The sequence below is a fragment of the Streptomyces sp. MS191 genome, from assembly GCF_008042125.1.
In the GTDB taxonomy this organism is placed as follows: Bacteria; Actinomycetota; Actinomycetes; order Streptomycetales; family Streptomycetaceae; genus Streptomyces.
Genome location: NZ_RDBI01000001.1, coordinates 46473 through 65842, shown reverse-complemented (window position 1 = coordinate 65842; position 19370 = coordinate 46473). Strand labels below are relative to the sequence as shown.

18 protein-coding genes and 2 pseudogenes are annotated in these 19370 nt (G+C 72.9%); 15 read left to right on the top strand and 5 right to left on the bottom strand.

Annotation, left to right across the window (positions count from 1 at the left end; translation table 11 throughout):
- From EAO71_RS00325 to EAO71_RS00300, 6 genes are all read left to right on the top strand, one after another.
- Positions 1-1110 (top strand): alpha/beta hydrolase (locus tag EAO71_RS00325; protein ID WP_315986575.1); only part of this gene is annotated, 1110 nt, incomplete at its 5' end.
- Positions 1111-1191: 81 nt separating this feature from the next.
- Positions 1192-2598 carry a DUF6421 family protein gene (locus EAO71_RS00320; RefSeq protein ID WP_147975732.1) on the top strand — a complete coding sequence of 469 codons (1407 nt, stop codon included), beginning with the start codon at positions 1192-1194 and terminating at the stop codon, positions 2596-2598.
- Between the two features lie 26 nt (positions 2599-2624).
- Positions 2625-3383, top strand: coding sequence for an SDR family NAD(P)-dependent oxidoreductase (locus tag EAO71_RS00315; RefSeq protein WP_147975762.1), 759 nt, complete (start codon positions 2625-2627; stop codon positions 3381-3383).
- Complete coding sequence (locus tag EAO71_RS00310) at positions 3362-4459, top strand: threonine aldolase family protein (protein WP_261991912.1); 1098 nt, start codon at positions 3362-3364, stop codon at positions 4457-4459. Before EAO71_RS00315 ends, EAO71_RS00310 begins: the two co-directional genes overlap by 22 nt.
- Before the next feature lie 80 nt (positions 4460-4539).
- Positions 4540-5139, top strand: coding sequence for a transglutaminase-like domain-containing protein (locus tag EAO71_RS00305; protein WP_147975731.1), 600 nt, complete (start codon positions 4540-4542; stop codon positions 5137-5139).
- A 20-nt stretch (positions 5140-5159) separates the two neighbouring features.
- A complete protein-coding gene (locus EAO71_RS00300; RefSeq protein WP_147975730.1) occupies positions 5160-5852 on the top strand; it encodes a B3/B4 domain-containing protein in 693 nt (230 codons plus the stop codon).
- 21 nt (positions 5853-5873) lie between these two features.
- On the opposite strand, the gene EAO71_RS00295 is transcribed toward EAO71_RS00300, so the two are convergent.
- Entirely contained in the window at positions 5874-6596 is a 723-nt protein-coding gene (locus EAO71_RS00295; RefSeq protein WP_147975729.1) for a lysophospholipid acyltransferase family protein, read from the bottom strand.
- Between the two features lie 318 nt (positions 6597-6914).
- Between EAO71_RS00295 and EAO71_RS00290 the strand changes: the two genes are divergently transcribed.
- The 6 genes and pseudogenes from EAO71_RS00290 to EAO71_RS40265 form a co-directional block, all read left to right on the top strand.
- Entirely contained in the window at positions 6915-7187 is a 273-nt protein-coding gene (locus tag EAO71_RS00290) for a TlpA family protein disulfide reductase (RefSeq protein WP_261991915.1), read from the top strand.
- Positions 7188-7384: 197 nt separating this feature from the next.
- On the top strand, positions 7385-7900 hold the full coding sequence (locus EAO71_RS00285) for a flavin reductase family protein (protein WP_147975727.1): 516 nt from the start codon (positions 7385-7387) through the stop codon (positions 7898-7900).
- 191 nt (positions 7901-8091) lie between these two features.
- Positions 8092-8877 (top strand): electron transfer flavoprotein subunit beta/FixA family protein, encoded by a 786-nt coding sequence (locus EAO71_RS00280; RefSeq protein WP_147975726.1) that lies wholly within the window; start codon positions 8092-8094, stop codon positions 8875-8877.
- A 57-nt stretch (positions 8878-8934) separates the two neighbouring features.
- Complete coding sequence (locus EAO71_RS00275; RefSeq protein WP_147975725.1) at positions 8935-9897, top strand: electron transfer flavoprotein subunit alpha/FixB family protein; 963 nt, start codon at positions 8935-8937, stop codon at positions 9895-9897.
- Positions 9898-10052: 155 nt separating this feature from the next.
- The gene (locus EAO71_RS00270; protein WP_147975724.1) at positions 10053-11360 is read left to right on the top strand and encodes a DUF6986 family protein; all 1308 of its coding nucleotides are present in this window, start codon (positions 10053-10055) and stop codon (positions 11358-11360) included.
- Between the two features lie 96 nt (positions 11361-11456).
- Positions 11457-12686: pseudogene (locus EAO71_RS40265) on the top strand (serine/threonine-protein kinase); the annotation flags it as partial.
- Positions 12687-12972: 286 nt separating this feature from the next.
- Here the strand turns inward: EAO71_RS40265 and EAO71_RS00255 are convergent.
- A complete protein-coding gene (locus EAO71_RS00255) occupies positions 12973-13953 on the bottom strand; it encodes a LacI family DNA-binding transcriptional regulator (RefSeq protein WP_187282497.1) in 981 nt (326 codons plus the stop codon).
- Between the two features lie 204 nt (positions 13954-14157).
- On the opposite strand from EAO71_RS00255, the gene EAO71_RS00250 reads away from it, so the two are divergent.
- A complete protein-coding gene (locus EAO71_RS00250) occupies positions 14158-15123 on the top strand; it encodes an ROK family protein (protein ID WP_147975722.1) in 966 nt (321 codons plus the stop codon).
- 112 nt (positions 15124-15235) lie between these two features.
- Here the strand turns inward: EAO71_RS00250 and EAO71_RS00245 are convergent, their stop codons facing one another.
- On the bottom strand, positions 15236-15415 hold the full coding sequence (locus tag EAO71_RS00245; RefSeq protein WP_147975721.1) for a hypothetical protein: 180 nt from the start codon (positions 15413-15415) through the stop codon (positions 15236-15238).
- A 223-nt stretch (positions 15416-15638) separates the two neighbouring features.
- Here EAO71_RS00245 and EAO71_RS00240 point away from each other — a divergent pair, with 223 nt between their 5' ends.
- A complete protein-coding gene (locus EAO71_RS00240; RefSeq protein WP_147975720.1) occupies positions 15639-16679 on the top strand; it encodes an NUDIX hydrolase in 1041 nt (346 codons plus the stop codon).
- Between the two features lie 99 nt (positions 16680-16778).
- On the opposite strand, the gene EAO71_RS00235 is transcribed toward EAO71_RS00240, so the two are convergent.
- Positions 16779-17465, bottom strand: coding sequence for an MBL fold metallo-hydrolase (locus EAO71_RS00235; RefSeq protein ID WP_147975719.1), 687 nt, complete (start codon positions 17463-17465; stop codon positions 16779-16781).
- 69 nt (positions 17466-17534) lie between these two features.
- Positions 17535-18899 carry a dipeptidase gene (locus EAO71_RS00230; RefSeq protein WP_147975718.1) on the bottom strand — a complete coding sequence of 455 codons (1365 nt, stop codon included), beginning with the start codon at positions 18897-18899 and terminating at the stop codon, positions 17535-17537.
- Between the two features lie 199 nt (positions 18900-19098).
- Between EAO71_RS00230 and EAO71_RS00225 the strand changes: the two are divergent.
- A pseudogene (locus EAO71_RS00225) lies at positions 19099-19370 on the top strand (M20/M25/M40 family metallo-hydrolase); the annotation flags it as partial.

The following is a 19370-nucleotide window of genomic DNA, read 5'->3' as shown; positions in this document are numbered from 1 at the left end:
GGCGACACGCCCCGCGACCCCGTCACCCCCTCGGCCGCCGCACCCGGCGCACCGGTCCCGGCCGCCGGAGCCCTCGTCCCCGTCGTCCCCGCGGCTGCCGGAGCCCCCGACTCCGCCGGCACGATCGGCCCGGACCGGCTCGACCCCGCCGCCCGGCCCTTCGTGGAGCTCCTGACCGCGGTCTTCCCCGACGTKGGAGGCGCCGTCACCGACCCCGCCGAGGCCCGGCGGATCCTGGCCGCCGCCCCCGCGGTGCCCGGGGAGCCGCCCGCCGTGGGCGCGGTCGAGGAGGGCGTGATCCCGGGGCCGCCCGGCGCCCCCGGCCTTCCCGTACGCGTCTACCGGCCGCCGGGCGGCCCGGGACCCCGCCCGACCGTCGTCTTCCTGCACGGCGGCGGCTGGGTGCTGTGCGGTCCGGACACCCACGACCGCACCTGCCGCTCGCTGTGCCGGGAGTCAGGGGCCGTCGTGGTCTCGGTGGACTACCGGCTCGCCCCCGAGGCCCGCTTCCCGGCCGCCGTCGAGGACGCGTACGCCGCCGTGCGGTGGGCCGCCGCGCACATCGACCACCTCGGCGGGGCACCGGACGCCCTCGTCGTGGCCGGGGACAGCGCGGGCGGCAACCTCGCCGCCGCGGCGGCGCTCCTCGCCCGGGAGCGCGGAGGCCCCGCCCTCGCCGGCCAGGTCCTCCTCTACCCGGCGACCGACCTGGCCGGCTCACCCGCCTCGTACCGGACCAACGGGCAGGGCTACTACCTCACCACCGCCCACATGCGCTGGTACCGCGACCACTACCTGGGCCCGGACGGCGACCCCCGCCATCCGCTCGCCTCCCCGCTCCGTGCCGAGCCGGCCGGTCTGCCGCCCGCCCACGTCCTCACGGCGGGCTGCGACCCGCTGTGCGACGAGGGCCGGGCCTTCGCCGCCGCTCTGCGCGACGCCGGGGTCCCGGTCACGGAGGACCACCGGCCCGGGATGTTCCACGGATTCCTGGCCCTGTCCGGATACCTCGAGGAGGCGGCCGACGCCCTGTCCCGGGCGGCGGATGCGATTGCCTCGATGCGCCCAGACAGGAAAAACAGCGGCGATCAGGGGGGTCGCACAGGATAATTTCTCTCATCTCCTCTTGTGGGGGAGAACCTCGCACGGTTACGGTGTCTTAACGCGAGGTTCTCCTGTGGAGGAAGAGGCATGACGGAAATTCTTGTGCAGGACGTGACCAGTGGGGGGATATCCACCGCCACCCCGGTGATCGAGCACCCTGCCTGGCCCGAGCTCAAGGGTGCCGTGGAGGAGATCCGTCCCTGGCAGAACGCCGACGGCTCCATCGACTTCGAGGCCGAGGGCGCGCCGACCCGTGAGGTCGTCACCGTCACCGTCGGTCGTGTCGCGCACGCGGTCGAGCAGCTCTCCCCGCTGCTCCCGCACGACGCCGCCTACCACCTCGCGCTCGTCGCCGACCTGCGCAAGTGGGTCGAGGAGGGCTTCGGCGTGCCGGACTTCCTCGACTCGCTGCTGGCCTTCCAGCCGGCCGCCGGCCGCGAGGACGGGCTCCAGCACCTGGTGCTCTTCCCGATGTACACGCAGAACGGCAACCCCGACCGCAACTTCGAGGCCGTCGTCCTGCGCATGGTGTGGCCCGAGTGGCTCTCGGAGCTGGAGCGCACCCGCTACGACAACCCGCTGTTCTGCGGCATCACCTTCGAGGACTTCACCGCGGGGTACGACACGCACTCCGCCGTCCTCTTCCCCGAGACCATCGCCGTGCGCGAGGCCCCCGAGCGCTTCAGCTGGGGCGGCATCTTCTGCGACCGCGAGGCCGCCCGCTTCCGCAAGGTCACCGAGGCCGCCGTCGACATCCTGGGCATCGAGCTGCCCCAGGACATCGCCGCCATGGTCCAGGACCAGGAGCGGTGCGAGAAGGCGTTCGTCCTGTGGGACATGGTCCACGACCGCACCCACAGCCACGGCGACCTCCCGTTCGACCCGTTCATGATCAAGCAGCGCCAGCCGTTCTGGATGTACGGCCTGGAGGAGCTGCGCTGCGACCTCACCGCCTTCAAGGAGGCCGTGAAGCTGGAGGCCGAGGGCAACACCCACGGCCGTGACGTGCAGTACGCCGTCCTCTTCGACCGGATGTTCCGCTTCCCGGTCTCCGGCGACCGCAACCGCAACTACGACGGCGTGGGCGGCCAGCTCCTCTTCGCGTACCTCCACAAGCACGACGTGGTGCGCTGGACGGACAACAAGCTCAAGATCGACTGGCAGCGGGCCCCCGAGGTCACCAACCAGCTCTGCGCCGAGATCGAGAAGCTGTACCGCGACGGCATCGACCGCCCCAAGCTGGTCCACTGGCTTGCCGCGTACGACCTGGTCTCCACCTACCTCGCTCCGCACCCGGGCTCCCGCTGGGCCAAGGGCCCCGACGCCCTGGACCTGTCGCTGCCGCCCCGCAAGCTCGTCGACGACGTGCTTCCGGACGAGTTTCCGCTCAGCATGTTCTATGAGGCCCTGTCCAAGAAGCTGAAGGGCGTGATCGCCTCCACCAAGGGCATCACCGCCGCCGACGCGTCCCGGGACGGGCAGGCTGCCGCGTGAACCCTGTCACGGAGGAGGCGACGACCATGAACGGCAACGGGAACGGCGGACCGCTGGACGGAGCCGTCATCGCGGTCGCGGGAGCGGCCGGCGCCGCCGGCCGGGCGACGCTTCTGCGTCTCGCCGAAGCCGGAGCGACCGTCGTCGCCTCGGACGCGGATCCCGCGCGTCTGGCCGAGGCGGTCGACGCCGCCCGCTACGCCCACGGCGGTGCCACCGTCATCGGTGACACGGTCGACCTCTTCGACCTGGGCGCCGCCCGCGAGTGGGCGGACAAGACCGAGAAGGAGTTCGGCCGGATCGACGGGCTGGTCCACCTGGTGGGCGGCTGGCGCGGCAGCTCCTCCTTCGCCGAGACCGACCTCGCGGACTGGACCTTCCTGGAGAAGCTGCTCATCCGCACGGTCCAGTCCACCTCGCTCGCCTTCCAGGACGCGCTGCAGCGCAGCGACCGCGGCCGCTACCTGCTGATCAGCGCCGCGGGCGCCTCCAAGCCCACCGCCGGGAACGCCGCCTACGCGGCGGCCAAGGCGGCGGCCGAGGCGTGGACCCTCGCGATGGGCGACGAGTTCCGCAAGGCGGGGGGCGAGGAAGGCCCGTCGGCGGCGGCTGCGATCCTGGTGATCAAGGCACTGGTGCACGACGCCATGCGCGCCGAACGCCCCAATGCGAAGTTCGCGGGCTTCACCGACGTCAAGGATCTGGCCGACGCCATCGCCGGTGTCTGGGACCGGCCCGCACAGGAAGTGAATGGACAGCGTCTGTGGCTGACCCCCAAGCCGTGACCCCGGCGTTCCCCACCAGGACCGACGCGCGTCGTCACCACGACCCGTCGGTCCGGGGCTTCGCCAGCGACAACTACGCCGGCGTCCACCCCGAGGTGCTCGCCGCCCTCGCTCTCGCCAACGACGGTCACCAGATCGCGTACGGCGAGGACGACTACACCGAGCACCTCCAGCGGATCATGCACAGCCACTTCGGCCCGCACGCCGAAGCGTTCCCGGTCTTCAACGGGACGGGTGCGAACGTGACCGCGCTGCAGGCCCTGACCGACCGCTGGGGCGCGGTGATCTGCGCCGAGTCCGCGCACATCAACGTGGACGAGGGCGGCGCGCCCGAGCGGATGGGCGGCCTCAAGCTGCTCACGGTGCCGACTCCGGACGGCAAGCTCACCCCCGAGCTGATCGACCGGCAGGCGTGGGGCTGGGAGGACGAGCACCGGGCCATGCCGCAGGTCGTCTCGATCACCCAGAACACCGAACTCGGCACCGTCTACACCGTGGACGAGATCCGGGCGATCGTGGAGCACGCGCACGGCAAGGGCATGAAGGTGCACCTCGACGGGGCCCGGATAGCCAACGCCGCGGCCTCGCTCGACGTGCCGATGCGCGCCTTCACGAACGCGGTGGGTGTGGACGTCATCTCGTACGGCGGCACGAAGAACGGCATGCTCTTCGGCGAGGCTGTCGTGGTGCTCAACCCGGACGCCGTCAGCCACATGAAGCACCTGCGCAAGCTGTCCATGCAGCTCGCCTCGAAGATGCGCTTCGTCTCCGTGCAGCTGGAGGCCCTGCTGGCCAAGGACCTGTGGCTGCGCAACGCCCGGCACTCCAACGCCATGGCGCAGCGCCTCGCGGCCGGCGTCCGCGGTGTCGACGGCGTGGAGATCCTCTACCCCGTGCAGGCCAACGCGGTCTTCGCCCGGCTGCCCCACGAGGTCAGCACCCGGCTGCAGAAGCGCTTCCGCTTCTACTTCTGGGACGAGGCGGCCGGTGACGTGCGCTGGATGTGCTCGTTCGACACCACGGAGGACGACGTGGACGCGTTCCTCCAGGCCCTCAAGGAAGAAATGGCGCGATAGCGCCCATCGAATCGCATGGATATGCGTCCGGACGGAAAGTCATTGACTACCGTCCGGACGCTTTCCTATGCTCCCGCTCCATGGAGATGATCCAGCAAGAACCCGACATCGCCGCATACCTGACGGAGTGCGAGGCGGTGGACCATCGCCATCCGCGGGTGCGCGCCGTCGCGGACGAGCTGTCGTCCCGGCACTCCGATGCATACTCATACGCGAAGGCCGCCTATGAGTTCGTACGGGACACCATTCCCCACTCGGCGGACTCCGGCGACCCGCGTGTCACCTGGCGCGCCTCCGACGTGATCGGGGCCCGTACCGGTATCTGCTACGCCAAGTCGATCGCCTACGTCGCGCTCCTGCGGGCCCGGGGCGTCCCGGCCGCCCTCTGCTACCAGCGGCTCGCCGACGACGACGGCTCGAACCCGGTCGTCCACGGCCTGGCCGCCGTCCGGCTGCCGGGGGCCGTGCGGTGGGCGCGGCAGGACGTCCGGGGCAACAGGCCCGGGATCGACGCGCAGTTCTCGCCGGACGAGGAGCGGCTGGCCTGGACCGTACGGCCGGAGTGCAATGAAGTGGACTACCCGGTGCTCTATGCTGAACCGCATCCGGCCGTCCTGAGCGCGCTGCGCGCCGCGTCCGACCGGCCCCACCTCGCACGCACGCTCCCCACGGAGCTCTGACCGGAACCGAACGGCGGACCATGACTCTCACGCTCACCGTGTCCGACGAGGTACGCAGCCTCGTCCCCGGCTTCACCCATCTCGCCGTCGAGGCGCGCGGACTCGTCAACGGGCCCAGCGACGAGGTGAGTTCGGCCCTCCTGGACGAGGCGGGCCGCCGGCTGGCCGAGCGTCTCGACGGCCGTTCCCCGGACCGCGACCCGCACGTCGCCGCCTGGCGCGCCGCCTACACGGCCTTCGGCGCGAAGCCCTCCCGCACCCGCAACTCCGCGGAGGCGCTGGCCCGGCGCGCCCTCGCGGACGGCGGACTGCCGCGGATCAACCGTCTCGTCGACGCGTACAACGCGGTCAGCGTCGCGCACCTGATCCCCGTCGGCGGCGAGGACCTGGACCGCATCCAGGGCGCCATGCGGCTCGTCGTGGCGACCGGGGACGAACCGTTCGCGACGACGGCCGGCGGGGTGGAGACCGTCGAGCACCCGGAGGCCGGCGAGGTCGTCTGGCTCGACGAGGCCGGCGTCACCTGCCGCCGCTGGAACTGGCGGCAGGGGCCGCGCACCCGGATCGACGGCTCCACCGTGAACGCGCTCTTCCTGCTGGAGGCGCTGGAGCCGATGACCTCCGAGCAGCTCGTGGCCGCGGGTGCCGAACTCGCCGAATCGCTGGAACGCCTGAGCCCCGGGGCGCGGATCACCGTCGGCGCCCCGGAGTGACGTTTCAGCGGACGGGGCCGGTCAGCCCGCTTCCTTGACCTGCGCCGGCGTCGGAGCCGTGCCCCCGAGGTGCGCCGGGACCCACCAGGTGTCGCCGGCGTCCTTGGGGCGCACGGGGTAGGCGCGCTGCGCCGCCTCCAGGAGCTCCTGGACGCGTTCGCGCAGCCGCCGGGTGATGGCGCCCGCGTACTGGTCCGTCGGCGCCTCGATCGGCTCGCCGACCCGGATGGTGACCGGGATGTGCTGGCGCTTGAAGTTCCGCGGGCGGCCCTTCGTCCAGATCCGCTGCGTGCCCCACAGCGCCATCGGGATCAGAGGGACCCCGGCCTCCTGGGCGAGCCGTGCGGCACCCGACTTGAAGCTCTTCAGGGTGAACGACTGGGAGATCGTGGCCTCGGGGAAGACGCCGATCACCTCGCCCGACCGCAGGGACTCGAGCGCGTGCTGGTACGCGTGCTCGCCCTGTGAGCGGTCGACCGGGATGTGCTTCATGCCGCGCATGAGCGGACCCGACACCTTGTGCCGGAACACCGAGTCCTTGGCCATGAAGCGCACGAGGCGCTTCTGCGGCAGCGCGGCCAGACCCGTGAAGATGAAGTCCAGGTAGCTGATGTGGTTGCTGACGAGTACCGCCCCACCCGAGCGCGGGATGTTCTCCGAACCCTGAGTGTCGATCTTCAGGTCGAGCGCCTTGAACATGGTCAGAGCGGCGCCGATGACCGGCCGATAGACGAGTTCTGCCATCGGAGAGGAACCCCTTCTTCAGTGCCTGGGGATGGTTCTCCCGGCGGAAGTTACGCAGCCGTAGGTTTTTGGCTTTGGGCAGATCGTGCCCCATGTGGGCCGTGCTGACCAGTCCTGACGCCTTCGTACGGGGAGATTCTCGTCACCCCGCGCACGCGGGGCGGGAATCGAACGGAGCCGTGGGACGCTGCATGCGGAGAGCAGGGACGGCAGGGAGGCGGACACGTGAACGAATCGGGCGAGGAGTCCGGCACCCTCGGGCGGGGCGCCGGCGGGCGGGACGCGGGCCCGCTCGGCGCCGACCGGCTCGGCGCGGAGCTGGGGGAGCGGYCCACCCTGGTGCAGTTCTCCACCGCGTTCTGCCAGCCCTGCCGGGCGACCCGCCGCACCCTGTCGGAGGTGGCGGGGATGATCGACGGGGTCGGCCACGTGGAGATCGACGCCGAGGAACGGCTGGACCTGGTCCGCGCGCTCGGCATCGAGCGGACCCCCACGGTGCTCGTCCTGGACCGGACCGGACGGATCGTCCGCCGGGCCGCCGGGCAGCCCCGCAAGGCGGACGTCATCGCCGCGCTGGGCCGGGCCGTCTGACGCGGTGACACATCTCCCACATCGCGGTACGCACTTGACTGCACCCGGCAACGATCGTCAGTCTGGCGGGGTGCCCCAAGAACTCCTTCTCTACGGCCGGGCCCACGTGGACCTGGCCCGCAACGCGAGCGCGCGCTGTCCGGGTGTCTGAGAACCCACGGACCCCTCTCACGACGCCCTCGCAGAAGGACAATTCCATGACGGTTTCGCCCGAGCTCCGCACCATAGGCGCCCCTCGGCAGGCTTCTCCCGATCTCCTCCGCTCCGTCTTCCGCCAGCACGCCGCCGGTGTCGCGGTCGTCACCGCCTACGGCGACCGCCCCGTCGGCTTCACCGCGACCTCCCTCAACTCCGTCGCCGCGGAGCCGCCGCTGATCTCCTTCGGCGTGGGCACCTCCTCCTCCAGCTGGCCCGTGGTGGCCGAGGCCGAGCACATCGGCGTCCACATACTCGGCGAGCACCAGCGGGACCTGGCCGCCACGTTCGCCCGGAGCGGCGCCGACCGCTTCGGCGACCCGACGCGCTGGAGCGTGGGGCCCGAGGGCGTCCCCGTCCTCGACGGCGTGCTGGCCTGGCTCGTGTGCCGGGTCGTGGCACGCGTACCCGCCGGCGACCACCGGATCGTGATCGCCCAGGCCGTGGCCGGCGACCCCGACGGGACCGGCCGGCCGCTGATCTACCACCAGGGCCGCTTCAACGCGCTGCGCGACTGAGAGTTCCGCCCCTCCGGCGTTGGCAAGGTCACACGCCTGAGCGCTTGCTTACTGGTAACGGACTGGGTGTACTGACGAGTAATATTCCGGTCGGGGGCTACGCACGCCCCGACCGGAAACCCGCCCTTCAGGCGCCTATGCTGCGAGCAACAAGGCAGCCCAGTAATGACCGATGCAGTAGGAGAGCCGGCGTGAGCTTGAGGATCGTTGTCTGTGTGAAGTACGTGCCCGACGCCACCGGCGACCGGCACTTCGCCGATGACCTGACGGTGGACCGCGACGACGTCGACGGCCTGCTGTCGGAGCTGGACGAGTACGCGGTCGAGCAGGCGCTCCAGATCGCCGAAGAGGCCGACGACGCCGAGGTCACCGTCCTGACGGTCGGCCCCGAGGACGCCAAGGACGCTCTGCGCAAGGCGCTCTCCATGGGTGCCGACAAGGCCGTCCACGTCGAGGACGACGATCTGCACGGCACCGACGTCATGGGTACCTCGCTCGTGCTCGCCAAGGCCATCGAGAAGACCGGCTACGACGTCGTCATCGCCGGTATGGCCTCCACCGACGGCACGATGGGCGTCCTGCCGGCGATCCTCGCCGAGCGTCTGGGCGTCCCGCAGGTCACGCTGCTCTCCGAGGTCTCCATCGCGGACGGCGTCGTGAAGGGCCGCCGCGACGGCGACACCGCGTCCGAGCAGCTGGAGGCCTCGCTTCCCGCGGTCGTGTCGGTGACCGACCAGTCGGGCGAGGCGCGCTACCCGTCCTTCAAGGGCATCATGGCCGCCAAGAAGAAGCCGGTGGAGTCGCTGGACCTCTCCGACCTCGACATCGAGGCCGAGGAAGTGGGTCTGGAGGGCGCCTGGACCGCGGTCGACTCGGCTGCGGAGCGTCCGGCCCGCACGGCCGGCACGATCGTCAAGGACGAGGGCGAGGGCGGCAAGCAGCTGGCCGAGTTCCTCGCGAGCCAGAAGTTCATCTAGGGCTCGCGCGAGCCGCTGAAGTCCGCCCCCTTTTCGTTCGCAGGAGATTGAAGTCCCATGGCTGAGATTCTCGTCTACGTCGACCACGTCGACGGAGCCGTCCGCAAGCCCACCCTGGAGCTGCTGACCCTCGCCCGCCGCCTCGGCGAGCCCGTCGCCGTCGCGCTCGGCGCCGGCGCCGAGGCCACCGCCCCGGCGCTCGCCGAGCACGGCGCGGTGAAGGTCCTGACCGCCGACGCCCCCGAGTTCGCCGAGTACCTCGTGGTACCGAAGGTGGACGCGCTCCAGGCCGCGTACGAGCAGGTCTCCCCGGCCGCCGTGCTCGTCCCGTCCTCCGCCGAGGGCAAGGAGGTCGCGGCCCGCCTCGCGGTCCGCATCGGCTCCGGCATCATCACCGACGCCGTCGACCTCGAGGCCGGTGACGAGGGCCCGGTCGCGACGCAGTCCGCGTTCGCCGCCTCCTTCACCACCAAGTCCCGCGTGTCCAAGGGCACGCCGGTCATCACGGTCAAGCCGAACTCGGCCCCGGTCGAGGCCGCCCCGGCCGCCGGCGCCGTCGAGGCCCTCGCCGTCACCTTCTCGGCGCAGGCCACCGGCACCAAGGTCACCGCCCGCACCCCGCGCGAGTCGACCGGCCGTCCGGAGCTGACCGAGGCCGCGATCGTGGTCTCCGGCGGCCGTGGCGTCAACGGTGCCGAGAACTTCTCGGTCATCGAGGCGCTCGCCGACTCCCTCGGTGCCGCCGTCGGCGCCTCGCGCGCCGCCGTCGACGCCGGCTGGTACCCGCACTCCAACCAGGTCGGCCAGACCGGCAAGTCGGTCTCGCCGCAGCTGTACATCGCGTCCGGCATCTCCGGTGCGATCCAGCACCGCGCGGGTATGCAGACCTCGAAGACCATCGTGGCCATCAACAAGGACGCCGAGGCTCCGATCTTCGACCTCGTCGACTACGGCGTGGTCGGCGACCTCTTCGACGTCGTCCCGCAGCTGACCGAAGAGGTCAAGACCCGCAAGGGCTGACCTGCGGATCTGTCGGGCCCGGGGGCCGCACGGTGAACTCTCACCGTGCGGCCCCCGGCCGTTTCGGACAACCATTGACGCAGGTCCCGCCGGACTTATAACTTCGCTATACGGATTGTTGATTCCGTGAAGCGGAAAAGTGGGAGGAGCTGGGAATGGGTCAGCAGGGTCGGCAGGAGAAGGTCGCCACGAGTCTCGCCGGAGCGGTCAGCGAGGGCATCAGCGCCTCCCTCGCGTCCGTGGACGCCGAACTGGACCGCCGCTACCCCGGCGACCCCGGCACCCGCCAGCCCGTCCACACCGTCTACGTGCCCGGCGACGTCTTCGACGCCGGCACCATCCGCTCCTGGGGCGACCAGGCCCTCGCCGCCCTCGACGAGCACGCCCCGGACGCGGAGTCCTTCGCCGCCGTCCTCGGCCTCTCCGACGACCTCGCCGTCGACGTCCACGCCCGGGTGCGGGCCAAGCTGGAGCGCGAGCCGATCGAGGACCTCCGGGTCGACTTCGAGGACGGCTACGGCGGGAAGGACGCGGACGCCGAGGACCGCGACGCCGCCCGCGCCGCCCGCCTGATTGCGGAGGCCTACCGCGACGGCACCGCGGCCCCGTACATGGGCATCCGCATGAAGTGCATGGAGGCCGCCGTCCGCGACCGCGGCATCCGCACCACCGACGTCTTCCTCACCGGCCTGATGGAGAACGGCGGCCTCCCCGAGGGCCTCGTCCTCACCCTCCCCAAGGTGACCTACCCGGAGCAGGTCACCGCCTTCGTGCGGCTCCTGGAGGCGTTCGAGAAGGCCCACGGCCTGGACGCCGGCCGCCTGGGCTTCGAGATCCAGATCGAGACCAGCCAGTCCATCCTCGCCGCCGACGGCACCGCCGCCGTCGCCCGCATGATCGGCGCCGCCGAGGGCCGCGCGACCGGACTGCACTACGGCACCTTCGACTACAGCGCCTGCCTCGGCGTCTCCGCCGCCTACCAGGCCAGCGACCACCCCGCCGCCGACCACGCCAAGGCGATCATGCAGGTCGCCGCCGCCGGCACCGGTGTACGGGTCTCCGACGGCTCCACCAACGTGCTGCCGGTCGGCTCCACCGCCCACGTGCACGAGGCCTGGCGCCTCCACTACGGCCTCACCCGCCGCGCCCTGGCCCGCGCCTACTACCAGGGCTGGGACATGCACCCCGGCCACATCCCCACCCGCTACGCCGCGGTCTTCGCCTTCTACCGCGAGGGCTTCGAGGCCGCCGCCAAGCGGCTGTCCGCCTACGCGAACCACGCCGCCGGCGACGTGATGGACGAGCCCGCCACCGCCAAGGCGCTCGGTTCCTACCTGCTGCGCGGCATCGACTGCGGAGCCCTCGACACCGCCGAGGTCGACGCCCTGACCGGCCTGACCCGCGCCGACCTGGACCGCTTCGCCGCCCCGCGCCGCGGAGACCTCACGGCCACGGCTCAGTAACGCGAGGGGAGTTGACCCCGGATCGCCCCAACTGCCCCGTACCCTGTACGCGTTCACGTGCGTCGCACGCACGCACGACAGAGGAACGGGGCAGCGGTGTCATCGGGGGAGAACGAGCGGCTCGCGGGCCGCTACAGAATCGTGCGCAGACTCGGCCGTGGCGGCATGGGCGTCGTGTGGTGCGCCGTCGACGAGGTCCTCGGCCGCGAGGTCGCCGTCAAGGAACTCCGTACGTTCACGGACGCGGCCGGACCCGAAGTCGCCGACCTGCGCATCCGGATGCAGCGGGAGGCCCGCGCCGCCGCGCGGATCCGCCACCCCGGAGTGGTCGCCGTGCACGACGTCGCCGAGCACGAGGGCCGTCCGGTCATCGTCATGGAGCTCGTCGACGGGCCCTCGATGGACGACGTGCTGACCGAGCGCGGGGTCCTCGACCCCCGCGAGGCGGCGCGGATCGGCGCGCACGTCCTGGAGGCGCTGGCCGCCGCGCACGCGGCCGGCGTGCTGCACCGGGACGTGAAACCGGGCAACATCCTGCTCGACCGCTCGGGCCGGATCGTCCTGACCGACTTCGGCATCGCCGCCATGGAGGACCCCGACGACGGCTCCGCCACCCGCCTCACCCGCAGCGGTGACATCGTCGGCTCGCTCGACTACCTCGCCCCGGAGCGCGCCCGCGGCCAGGACCCGGGCCCCGCCTCGGACGTCTGGGCGCTGGGCGCCACCCTGTACGCCGCCGTGGAGGGCTCCGCGCCGTTCCGCCGCACGTCGACCTGGTCGACCCTCAGCGCGATCGTCACCGAACCGCTCCCGGAACCGCGCCGGGCCGGGCCCCTCGCCGGGGTCCTGCTCCGGCTCCTGGACAAGGACCCGGCCCTGCGCCCCGACGCGACGGCGGCCGCGCGCCTCCTGGCGGAGGTGGCGGAGGGCCGCGATCCGACGGCCACGACCCGGCTGGGCGGCGCCGTCCCGGCATCCCGGACGCCGGGCGGGCGGCCCGACGACCCCCGCACCGCCCCGCAGACCTCGCCGCCCGCGACGGGCGGCGGTTTCGGGCCGCCGGCGGACGGCGCTGGCGCGGGGCAGGGGCGGCCGGACGCGCCGGCGGGTGGTGCGGCGGCGGAACCCGATCCCCGCCCGGCGCCCGGCCCCGGGAGCACCGGGGCCGAGTGGCCCGGCGGCGCGGCGCGGGATCCGGTGCCCGCTTCCGGTGCCGCTCCGGGGGCGCCGGAAGCGTGGTCGTCCGGCTCCGCCGGTCCGCGGCCCGCAGCACCCGCCGAGGTGCCCCGGGGTTCCCCGCTCGCACCGCCGGCCGGCGCCGCCGCTCCGGCCGGGCCGCACCCCGCGGCCCCGGGTGGACCGGGTGACGTCCGGGCCGCGCGGCGACGGGCCGGGATCCTGGTCGCCGCGGCGGTCGTGGCCGTCGTGCTGGCCGGAAGCGGCCTCKCGTACGGCGGGCAGGGGAATGGCCCGGACCAGCGGGGCGTCGGTGGCGAGTGTCCGGCGCAGGTCGTCGCTGCCGACGCCGGCCATCACATTGACCACGATCTTGTCGTCGTCCACCCTCAGACCGGCGAGTGCGCGCCGGACCCTGGTCCCGGCCCGTCGCGGGCTACGCCGGCGGCGGGACCTCTCCCGAGCCGCGCGCGATCAGCGTCGTCCGCAGCACCACCTGGGCCGGCGCCTCCTCGACGCCGTCCAGGCGGCGGAAGAGCCGCTCCGCGGCCGTACGGCCCAGCGCGGCGGCGTCCTGGGCGATCACGGTGATGCCGAGCAGGTCGGCCAGTTCGATGTCGTCGAACCCGACCAGGGCCACCGGGTGTTCGCGCCCCGCCAGCGTCCGTACCGCGGTGACCGTGACGCGGTTGTTCCCCGCGAAGAGCGCCGTGACCGGCTCCGGTCCCGACAGCATCGCCGTCACCGCCGCGCGGACCCGCTCCGGGTCCGTGGGGCCGAGGGAGACCCAGGACTCGTCGACCTCGAGCCGGGCCTCCTCCATCGCCGCCCGGTAGCCCCGCAGGCGCTCCGTCGCGGTGTGGATGCGGGGCTGGTCGCCGACGAAGCCGATCCGGCGGTGACCGTGGGCGATCAGATGGGCCACACCGGCCCGCGAACCCCCGAAGCTGTCCGAGAGGACGGCGTCGGCGTCGATCCCACCGGCCGGACGGTCCACGAACACGGTCGCGACGCCCGCCTTCATCTCCGGCTCCAGGTAGCGGTGGTCGCTGCCGGCGGGGATGACGATCAGCCCGTCGACCCGGCGGGCGCACAGGGCAAGCGCCAACTCCTGCTCGCGGTCCGGGTCCTCCGCGCTGGAGCCGTTGATGAGCAGCGCCCCGTGGGCCCGGGCGACCTCCTCGACGGCGCGGCTGAGGGGGCCGTAGAACGGGTCGGCGAGGTCCTCCAGGACGAGCCCGACCGAGGCGGTCCTGCCCTTGCGCAGGACGCGGGCGCTGTCGTTGCGGCGGAAGCCGAGCGCGTCGATCGCCTCCTGCACACGGCGCTCCGTGTCGGGGGTGACCCCCGGCTCGCCGTTGACGACACGGGACACCGTCTTCAGACCGACGCCTGCCCGGGCGGCGACATCCTTCATCGTGGGCCGATTGCCGTAACGGTGCTCGGAGCGGCGGGCGATGTCGGCCACAGTGCGCAGATCCTCTGTCTCGTCGGGACGGTCTCGTCGGACGCCGTCGTGATGTTGTCGAGCATAGGCCCTGGACAACGTTGTCAGAGGACGAGAGACTGTAGGTCACACCGATCAACGGCCCTCGCCTGCCCTTCTGGAGACACCGCGCCCATGCATACCGACCTCACCGCCGGCCTCGTCGCCGCGCTGGACATCGGCGGCACCAAGATCGCCGGCGCGCTGGTGGACGGCGGCGGCGCGATCCGGGTCCGGGCGCAGCGGCCGACTCCCGCGCGGGAGGACGGCGAGACGGTGATGCGAGCGGTCGAGGCCGTGATCGCGGAGCTGGCGGCCTCGCCGCTCTGGGACGCGGCGGGTGCGGTGGGCATCGGCAGCGCGGGTCCGGTCGACGCCTCCGCGGGCACCGTCAGCCCGGTCAACGTGCCGGGCTGGCGCGGGTTTCCGCTGGTCGAGCGGGTGCGCCGGGCGACCGGAGGCAGGCCCGTCACGCTGGTCGGCGACGGCGTCGCGATGACCGCGGCCGAGCACTGGCAGGGAGCGGCCCGGGGGCACGACAACGCGCTGTGCCTGGTGGTGTCGACCGGAGTGGGCGGCGGACTGGTCCTCGGCGGCCGGGTGCACGCGGGCCCCACCGGCAACGCGGGCCACATCGGGCACATCAGCGTGGATCTGGACGGCGACCCGTGCCCGTGCGGGGGCCGGGGCTGTGTGGAGCGGATCGCGAGCGGGCCCCACATCGCCCGGCGCGCCGTGGAGAACGGCTGGCGGCCCGGGCCGGACGGCGACGCGTCGGCCGCCGCGGTGGCCGCGTCGGCGCGGGCCGGGGACCCGGTGGCCGTGGCCTCCTTCGAGCGCGCGGCGCAGGCGCTGGCGGCGGGGATCGCCGCGACGGCGACGCTCGTCGAGATCGACATCGCGGTCGTCGGCGGGGGAGTGGCGGGCGCGGGCGAGGTCCTCTTCGCCCCACTGCGGCGCAGCCTGCGCGACTACGCCACGCTCTCGTTCGTCCGCACGCTCGAGGTCGTGCCGGCCCTGACGGGCACGGACGCGGGTCTGCTGGGCGCGGCCGCGGCGGTGTCGCCGCGGCATCGCGAGGGTGCCGGGATCCAGGGCTGACGAGCGCCGCCCGGCCGACGCCGGGCGTGGGCGCGGCCGTCGCGGAGGTCTCCGGCGGCTCCTCGTCCCGGAGCCACGGCGCGGATCCGGGTCCGGCCGGGCCGCCGCCCCGTCACCCTCTCGCCGCGACCGATGTCCGCTGCTGCACGACCACCAGGAACGCGTCGGACTCCAGGTCCATCACGACCTCCGCCGGGAGCCCCTCGCTCCGGCGGGCGCTGGCGAACTCCTCCGCCGGCCAGCTGCCCCGCGGGCCTCCCGCGGGAAACCTCTCCAATACCGTACGGCTCATCTCCGCACCCCCTTGCCTCGCCGGTCCAACGACAGTCCGTGCCGAAGTGTTACGCATCGGGCCGCACGGGCGTTCGCGCAGTGAGGCGACTCACACGCCCGGCGGCCTGCCACAGGGCCCGTCTACCCCCGTCGCACCGGCCGGAACGCTCCGGTTCAGCCGGGGGGTTTCCGTGGCAGGGTGTTGCGGGCAAGCCACTGTGGGCTACCGAAGAGGGGGAATCGTGATCGTCTGGATCAACGGTGCGTTCGGCGCGGGGAAGTCCGGCACCGCGCGCGAGCTGGTCGATCTGATCCCGAACAGCACGCTGTACGACCCCGAACTCACCGGCGGCGCGATGAGCTCGCTCCTGCCGAAGAAGCGGCTCGCCGAGSTCGGCGACTTCCAGGACCTGCCGATATGGCGGCGTCTGGTCGTCGACACCGCCGCCGCGCTGCTCGCCGAGCTCGGCGGCGTTCTCGTCGTCCCCATGACCCTGCTCCGGCAGGAGTACCGCGACGAGATCTTCGGCGGCCTCGCCGCCCGGCGCATCGACGTGCGGCATGTCCTGCTCGCACCGGACGAAACGATCCTGCGCGAGCGGATCCAGCGTCGGACGCCCGACGGCTCGCCGCCCGAGGAGATCGACGGGGTGCGCCGGTGGTCCGTCGAGCACATCGAGCCCTACCGGGCCGCCCGGGACGGCTGGCTGGGCGAGGACGCCTTCGTCGTCGACAACTCCGGGCTCACGCCGGAGGAGACCGCCCGGGTGGTCGCCGACGCCGTCCGGGCCGGTACCGCGGCTCCCTGCGGGATCGTCCAGACCCCGGAGCCGACCGGCGAGACGCTGGCGGCCGGCGTCCTGCTCTTCGACGAGCACGACCGCTTCCTGCTCGTCGACCCCACCTACAAGCCGGGCTGGGAGTTCCCCGGCGGAGTCGTCGAGCGCGGCGAGCCGCCCGCCCGCGCCGGCATGCGCGAGGTCGCGGAGGAGATAGGGCTGGAACTGGACTCCGTGCCCCGCCTGTTGCTCGTCGACTGGGAGCGGCCCCAGCCGCCCGGGTACGGCGGCCTGCGCCTGCTCTTCGACGGGGGCCGCCTCCCCGCCGCCGAGGCCGGACGCCTCCTGCTGCCCGGTGCCGAACTGCGCGGCTGGCGCTTCGTCACCGAGGAGGAGGCGGCCGACCTGCTGCCACCGGTCCGCTACCGCCGCCTCCGCTGGGCCCTGCGCGCCCGGGAGCGCGGTACCGTCCTCAACCTGGAGGCGGGCGTCCCGGTCGGCTGACCAACGCCCCGGTCCCGCGCGGCGACCGCCGGAGAGGCGCAGGTGCGGGTCCGGGGCGGGCCCGGGGCCGCTCGGCGGAAGCCGCGCGGGACCGGCCGGTCAGCGCGAACCCGCCGCCGCCTCCAGCCGCGACGCCGCTTCCTCCGTCACCGGGTCGCCGTGGCCGCAGCAGATCACCGAGGGCTTCAGGTCGGACAGCCGTCGCATCGAGGCCATGGCCCGTTCGCGGTCCACGTGGAACACCCCGAAGGTCACGCCCTGCACGGAGGCCACCGTGTCGCCGGTGAACAGCACGTCGTGGCGGGGGAGATGGATGGCGATCGAGCCGTCCGTGTGGCCCGGGGTGTGCACGACCACGGCTCCGTCGCCGAAGTCCAGGACGTCGCCGTCCTCCAGCTCCCGGTCGACGCGCGTCGGGGGCGCCTCGGGGACGGTGAGGCCGTGGGCGTGAAGGGGGATCTCCCAGTCCAGGAGCATGGGTTCGGGGACCGGGGCCTCGCCGCGGATCACGGGGGCGTCGAGGCGGTGGGCGAGGATCTCCGCCCCGAAACGGTCCGCGAGCTCGCCGGCCGAGCCGACGTGGTCGCGGTGGCAGTGGGTGAGGATGATCCGGCGCAGGCGGGCGGGGTCGACGCCCGCCCCGCGGAGCGCCGCCTCGATCTCGGGCGCCGCGCCCGTCCAGCCGGCGTCGATCAGCGTCAGCTCTCCGTCGTCCTGCCACAGAAAGGCCTGGCCGACGGAGAAGCGGAGGACGTGCAGGCGCGGGGTGATGCCGAGGAGGTCCATGCGGCGAACGTAGGCAGGTCCCCACGTCCGCCGCACGGAAGTACGCTTTCGGCGAGTTTCGCCGAGCGCTCAACCCTGCTTCGAGCGGGCGTAGTTCACCAGGAAGTGCGCCTCCGCCACCGACAGCCGCTCCAGCTCCTCCGGCGAGACCGACTCGTTCACCGCGTGGATCTGCGCCTCAGGCTCGCTCAGGCCGATGAGCAGGATCTCCGCCTCCGGGTAGAGCGTCGCGAGCGTGTTGCACAGCGGGATCGAGCCGCCCATGCCCGCGCTCTGCATCTCCTCGCCCGGGTAGGCGATCCGCATGGCCTCGGCCATCGAGGTGTACGCCGGGCTGGCCACGTCCGCGCGGAACGCCTGGCCCTGGCCGACCTGTTCGAAGGAGACCCGCGCGTTCCACGGCGTGTGCTTCTCGATGTGCGCGTACAGCAGCTTCGTCGCCTCGCCGGCGTCCTGGCCGGGCGGCACCCGCAGGCTGATCTGCGCGCGGGCCGTCGACGGGATGGACGGGGTCGCGCCGGCCACCGGGTGGCAGTCGATGCCGATGACGGTGACGGCGGGCCGGGCCCAGATCCGGTCGGCGACCGTGCCGTCGCCCGGCAGTCCGACCCCCTCCAGGACCTTGGCGTCCTTGCGGAAGTCCTCCTCCGGGTACTGCAGTCCGTCCCACACCGCGTCCGCCGGCAGTCCGTCGATGACCGTCGAGCCGTCCGCCGCCCGCAGCGAGTCCAGGACGCGGATCAGCGCGGCCAGCGCGTCGGGCGCGGCACCGCCGAACTGGCCGGAGTGCAGGTTGCCTTCCAGGGTGTCGATCCGGACGCGGATCATCGTCATGCCGCGCAGGGTCGCCGTCACCGTCGGCAGGCCCACGCGGAAGTTGCCGGTGTCGCCGATGACGATGGCGTCGGAGGTCAGCAGCTCGGGGTGCGCCTCGGCGTAGCGCTCCAGACCGCCGGTGCCCTGCTCCTCGGAGCCCTCCACGATCACCTTGACCGTGACGGGCACCCCGCCGTTCGCCTTGAGGGCGCGCAACGCCAGCAGGTGCATGATGAAGCCGCCCTTGCAGTCGGCCGCGCCGCGCCCGTACCAGCGGCCGTCGCGCTCCGTGAGCCGGAAGGGCGGGGTGATCCAGGCCGACTCGTCCAGCTTCGGCTGCACGTCATAGTGCGCGTAGAGGAGGACGGTCGGGGCGCCGGCCGGGCCGGGCAGTACGCCGTACACCGACTGCGAGCCGTCGGGGGTGTCGAGCAGCGCGACGTCCTGGAAGTCCTCGGCGCGCAGGGCGTCGGCCACCCAGTTCGCCGCCGCCTCGCACTCGCTCCGCGGGGCCACGGCCTCGTCCGCGACCGACTCGAACGCCACCAGCTCCGCGAGCTCCGCCTGGGCGCGGGGCATGAGGTCGGCGATGGTCTCGGCGATCGGATTCGCGGTCATGGGCACGCTCCTGGTGGGTGCGACGTTAAGAGGGACGTAGCCGTATGAGTGTTGTACGGCGAACGCACGACCGATCCTACGGCGCGGGTCGCCGAAGATCGCGCCGTAGGATGCGGGGGAGAGCAGGGACGACCGGCCGGATCAGGAGCAGAAGCACATCGTGAGCAGCGAGAACGCAGACGCCGAAGAGGTACGCGCGGAGGCGGCGGCGAACTGGGTGGCCGACGCCCTGCGCGCCGAGGACTTCCAGGACGTCGCGCTGCTCGACACCCCCGACGGCTCGCAGTCGGTGTACGGCGTACTGCCCGGCCCGGCCGGCGCCCCGACCGTCCTCCTCTACGCGCACTATGACGTGCAGCCGAAGCTGGACGAGTCGGCCTGGATCACCCCGCCCTTCCGGCTCACGGAGCGCGACGGCCGCTGGTACGGGCGCGGCGCGGCCGACTGCAAGGGCGGCTTCATCATGCACCT

What these genes read in the sequence shown, in the direction of transcription:
- EAO71_RS00320 (WP_147975732.1), top strand. Translation starts at nt 1,192, where the DNA reads ATGACGGAAATTCTTGTGCAGGACGTGACCAGTGGGGGGATATCCACC.
- EAO71_RS00315 (WP_147975762.1), top strand. Translation starts at nt 2,625, where the DNA reads ATGAACGGCAACGGGAACGGCGGACCGCTGGACGGAGCCGTCATCGCG.
- EAO71_RS00305 (WP_147975731.1), top strand. Translation starts at nt 4,540, where the DNA reads ATGGAGATGATCCAGCAAGAACCCGACATCGCCGCATACCTGACGGAG.
- EAO71_RS00300 (WP_147975730.1), top strand. Translation starts at nt 5,160, where the DNA reads ATGACTCTCACGCTCACCGTGTCCGACGAGGTACGCAGCCTCGTCCCC.
- EAO71_RS00295 (WP_147975729.1), bottom strand. Translation starts at nt 6,596, where the DNA reads ATGGCAGAACTCGTCTATCGGCCGGTCATCGGCGCCGCTCTGACCATG.
- EAO71_RS00285 (WP_147975727.1), top strand. Translation starts at nt 7,385, where the DNA reads ATGACGGTTTCGCCCGAGCTCCGCACCATAGGCGCCCCTCGGCAGGCT.
- EAO71_RS00275 (WP_147975725.1), top strand. Translation starts at nt 8,935, where the DNA reads ATGGCTGAGATTCTCGTCTACGTCGACCACGTCGACGGAGCCGTCCGC.
- EAO71_RS00270 (WP_147975724.1), top strand. Translation starts at nt 10,053, where the DNA reads ATGGGTCAGCAGGGTCGGCAGGAGAAGGTCGCCACGAGTCTCGCCGGA.
- EAO71_RS00255 (WP_187282497.1), bottom strand. Translation starts at nt 13,953, where the DNA reads ATGAAGGATGTCGCCGCCCGGGCAGGCGTCGGTCTGAAGACGGTGTCC.
- EAO71_RS00250 (WP_147975722.1), top strand. Translation starts at nt 14,158, where the DNA reads ATGCATACCGACCTCACCGCCGGCCTCGTCGCCGCGCTGGACATCGGC.
- EAO71_RS00245 (WP_147975721.1), bottom strand. Translation starts at nt 15,415, where the DNA reads ATGAGCCGTACGGTATTGGAGAGGTTTCCCGCGGGAGGCCCGCGGGGC.
- EAO71_RS00235 (WP_147975719.1), bottom strand. Translation starts at nt 17,465, where the DNA reads ATGGACCTCCTCGGCATCACCCCGCGCCTGCACGTCCTCCGCTTCTCC.
- EAO71_RS00230 (WP_147975718.1), bottom strand. Translation starts at nt 18,899, where the DNA reads ATGACCGCGAATCCGATCGCCGAGACCATCGCCGACCTCATGCCCCGC.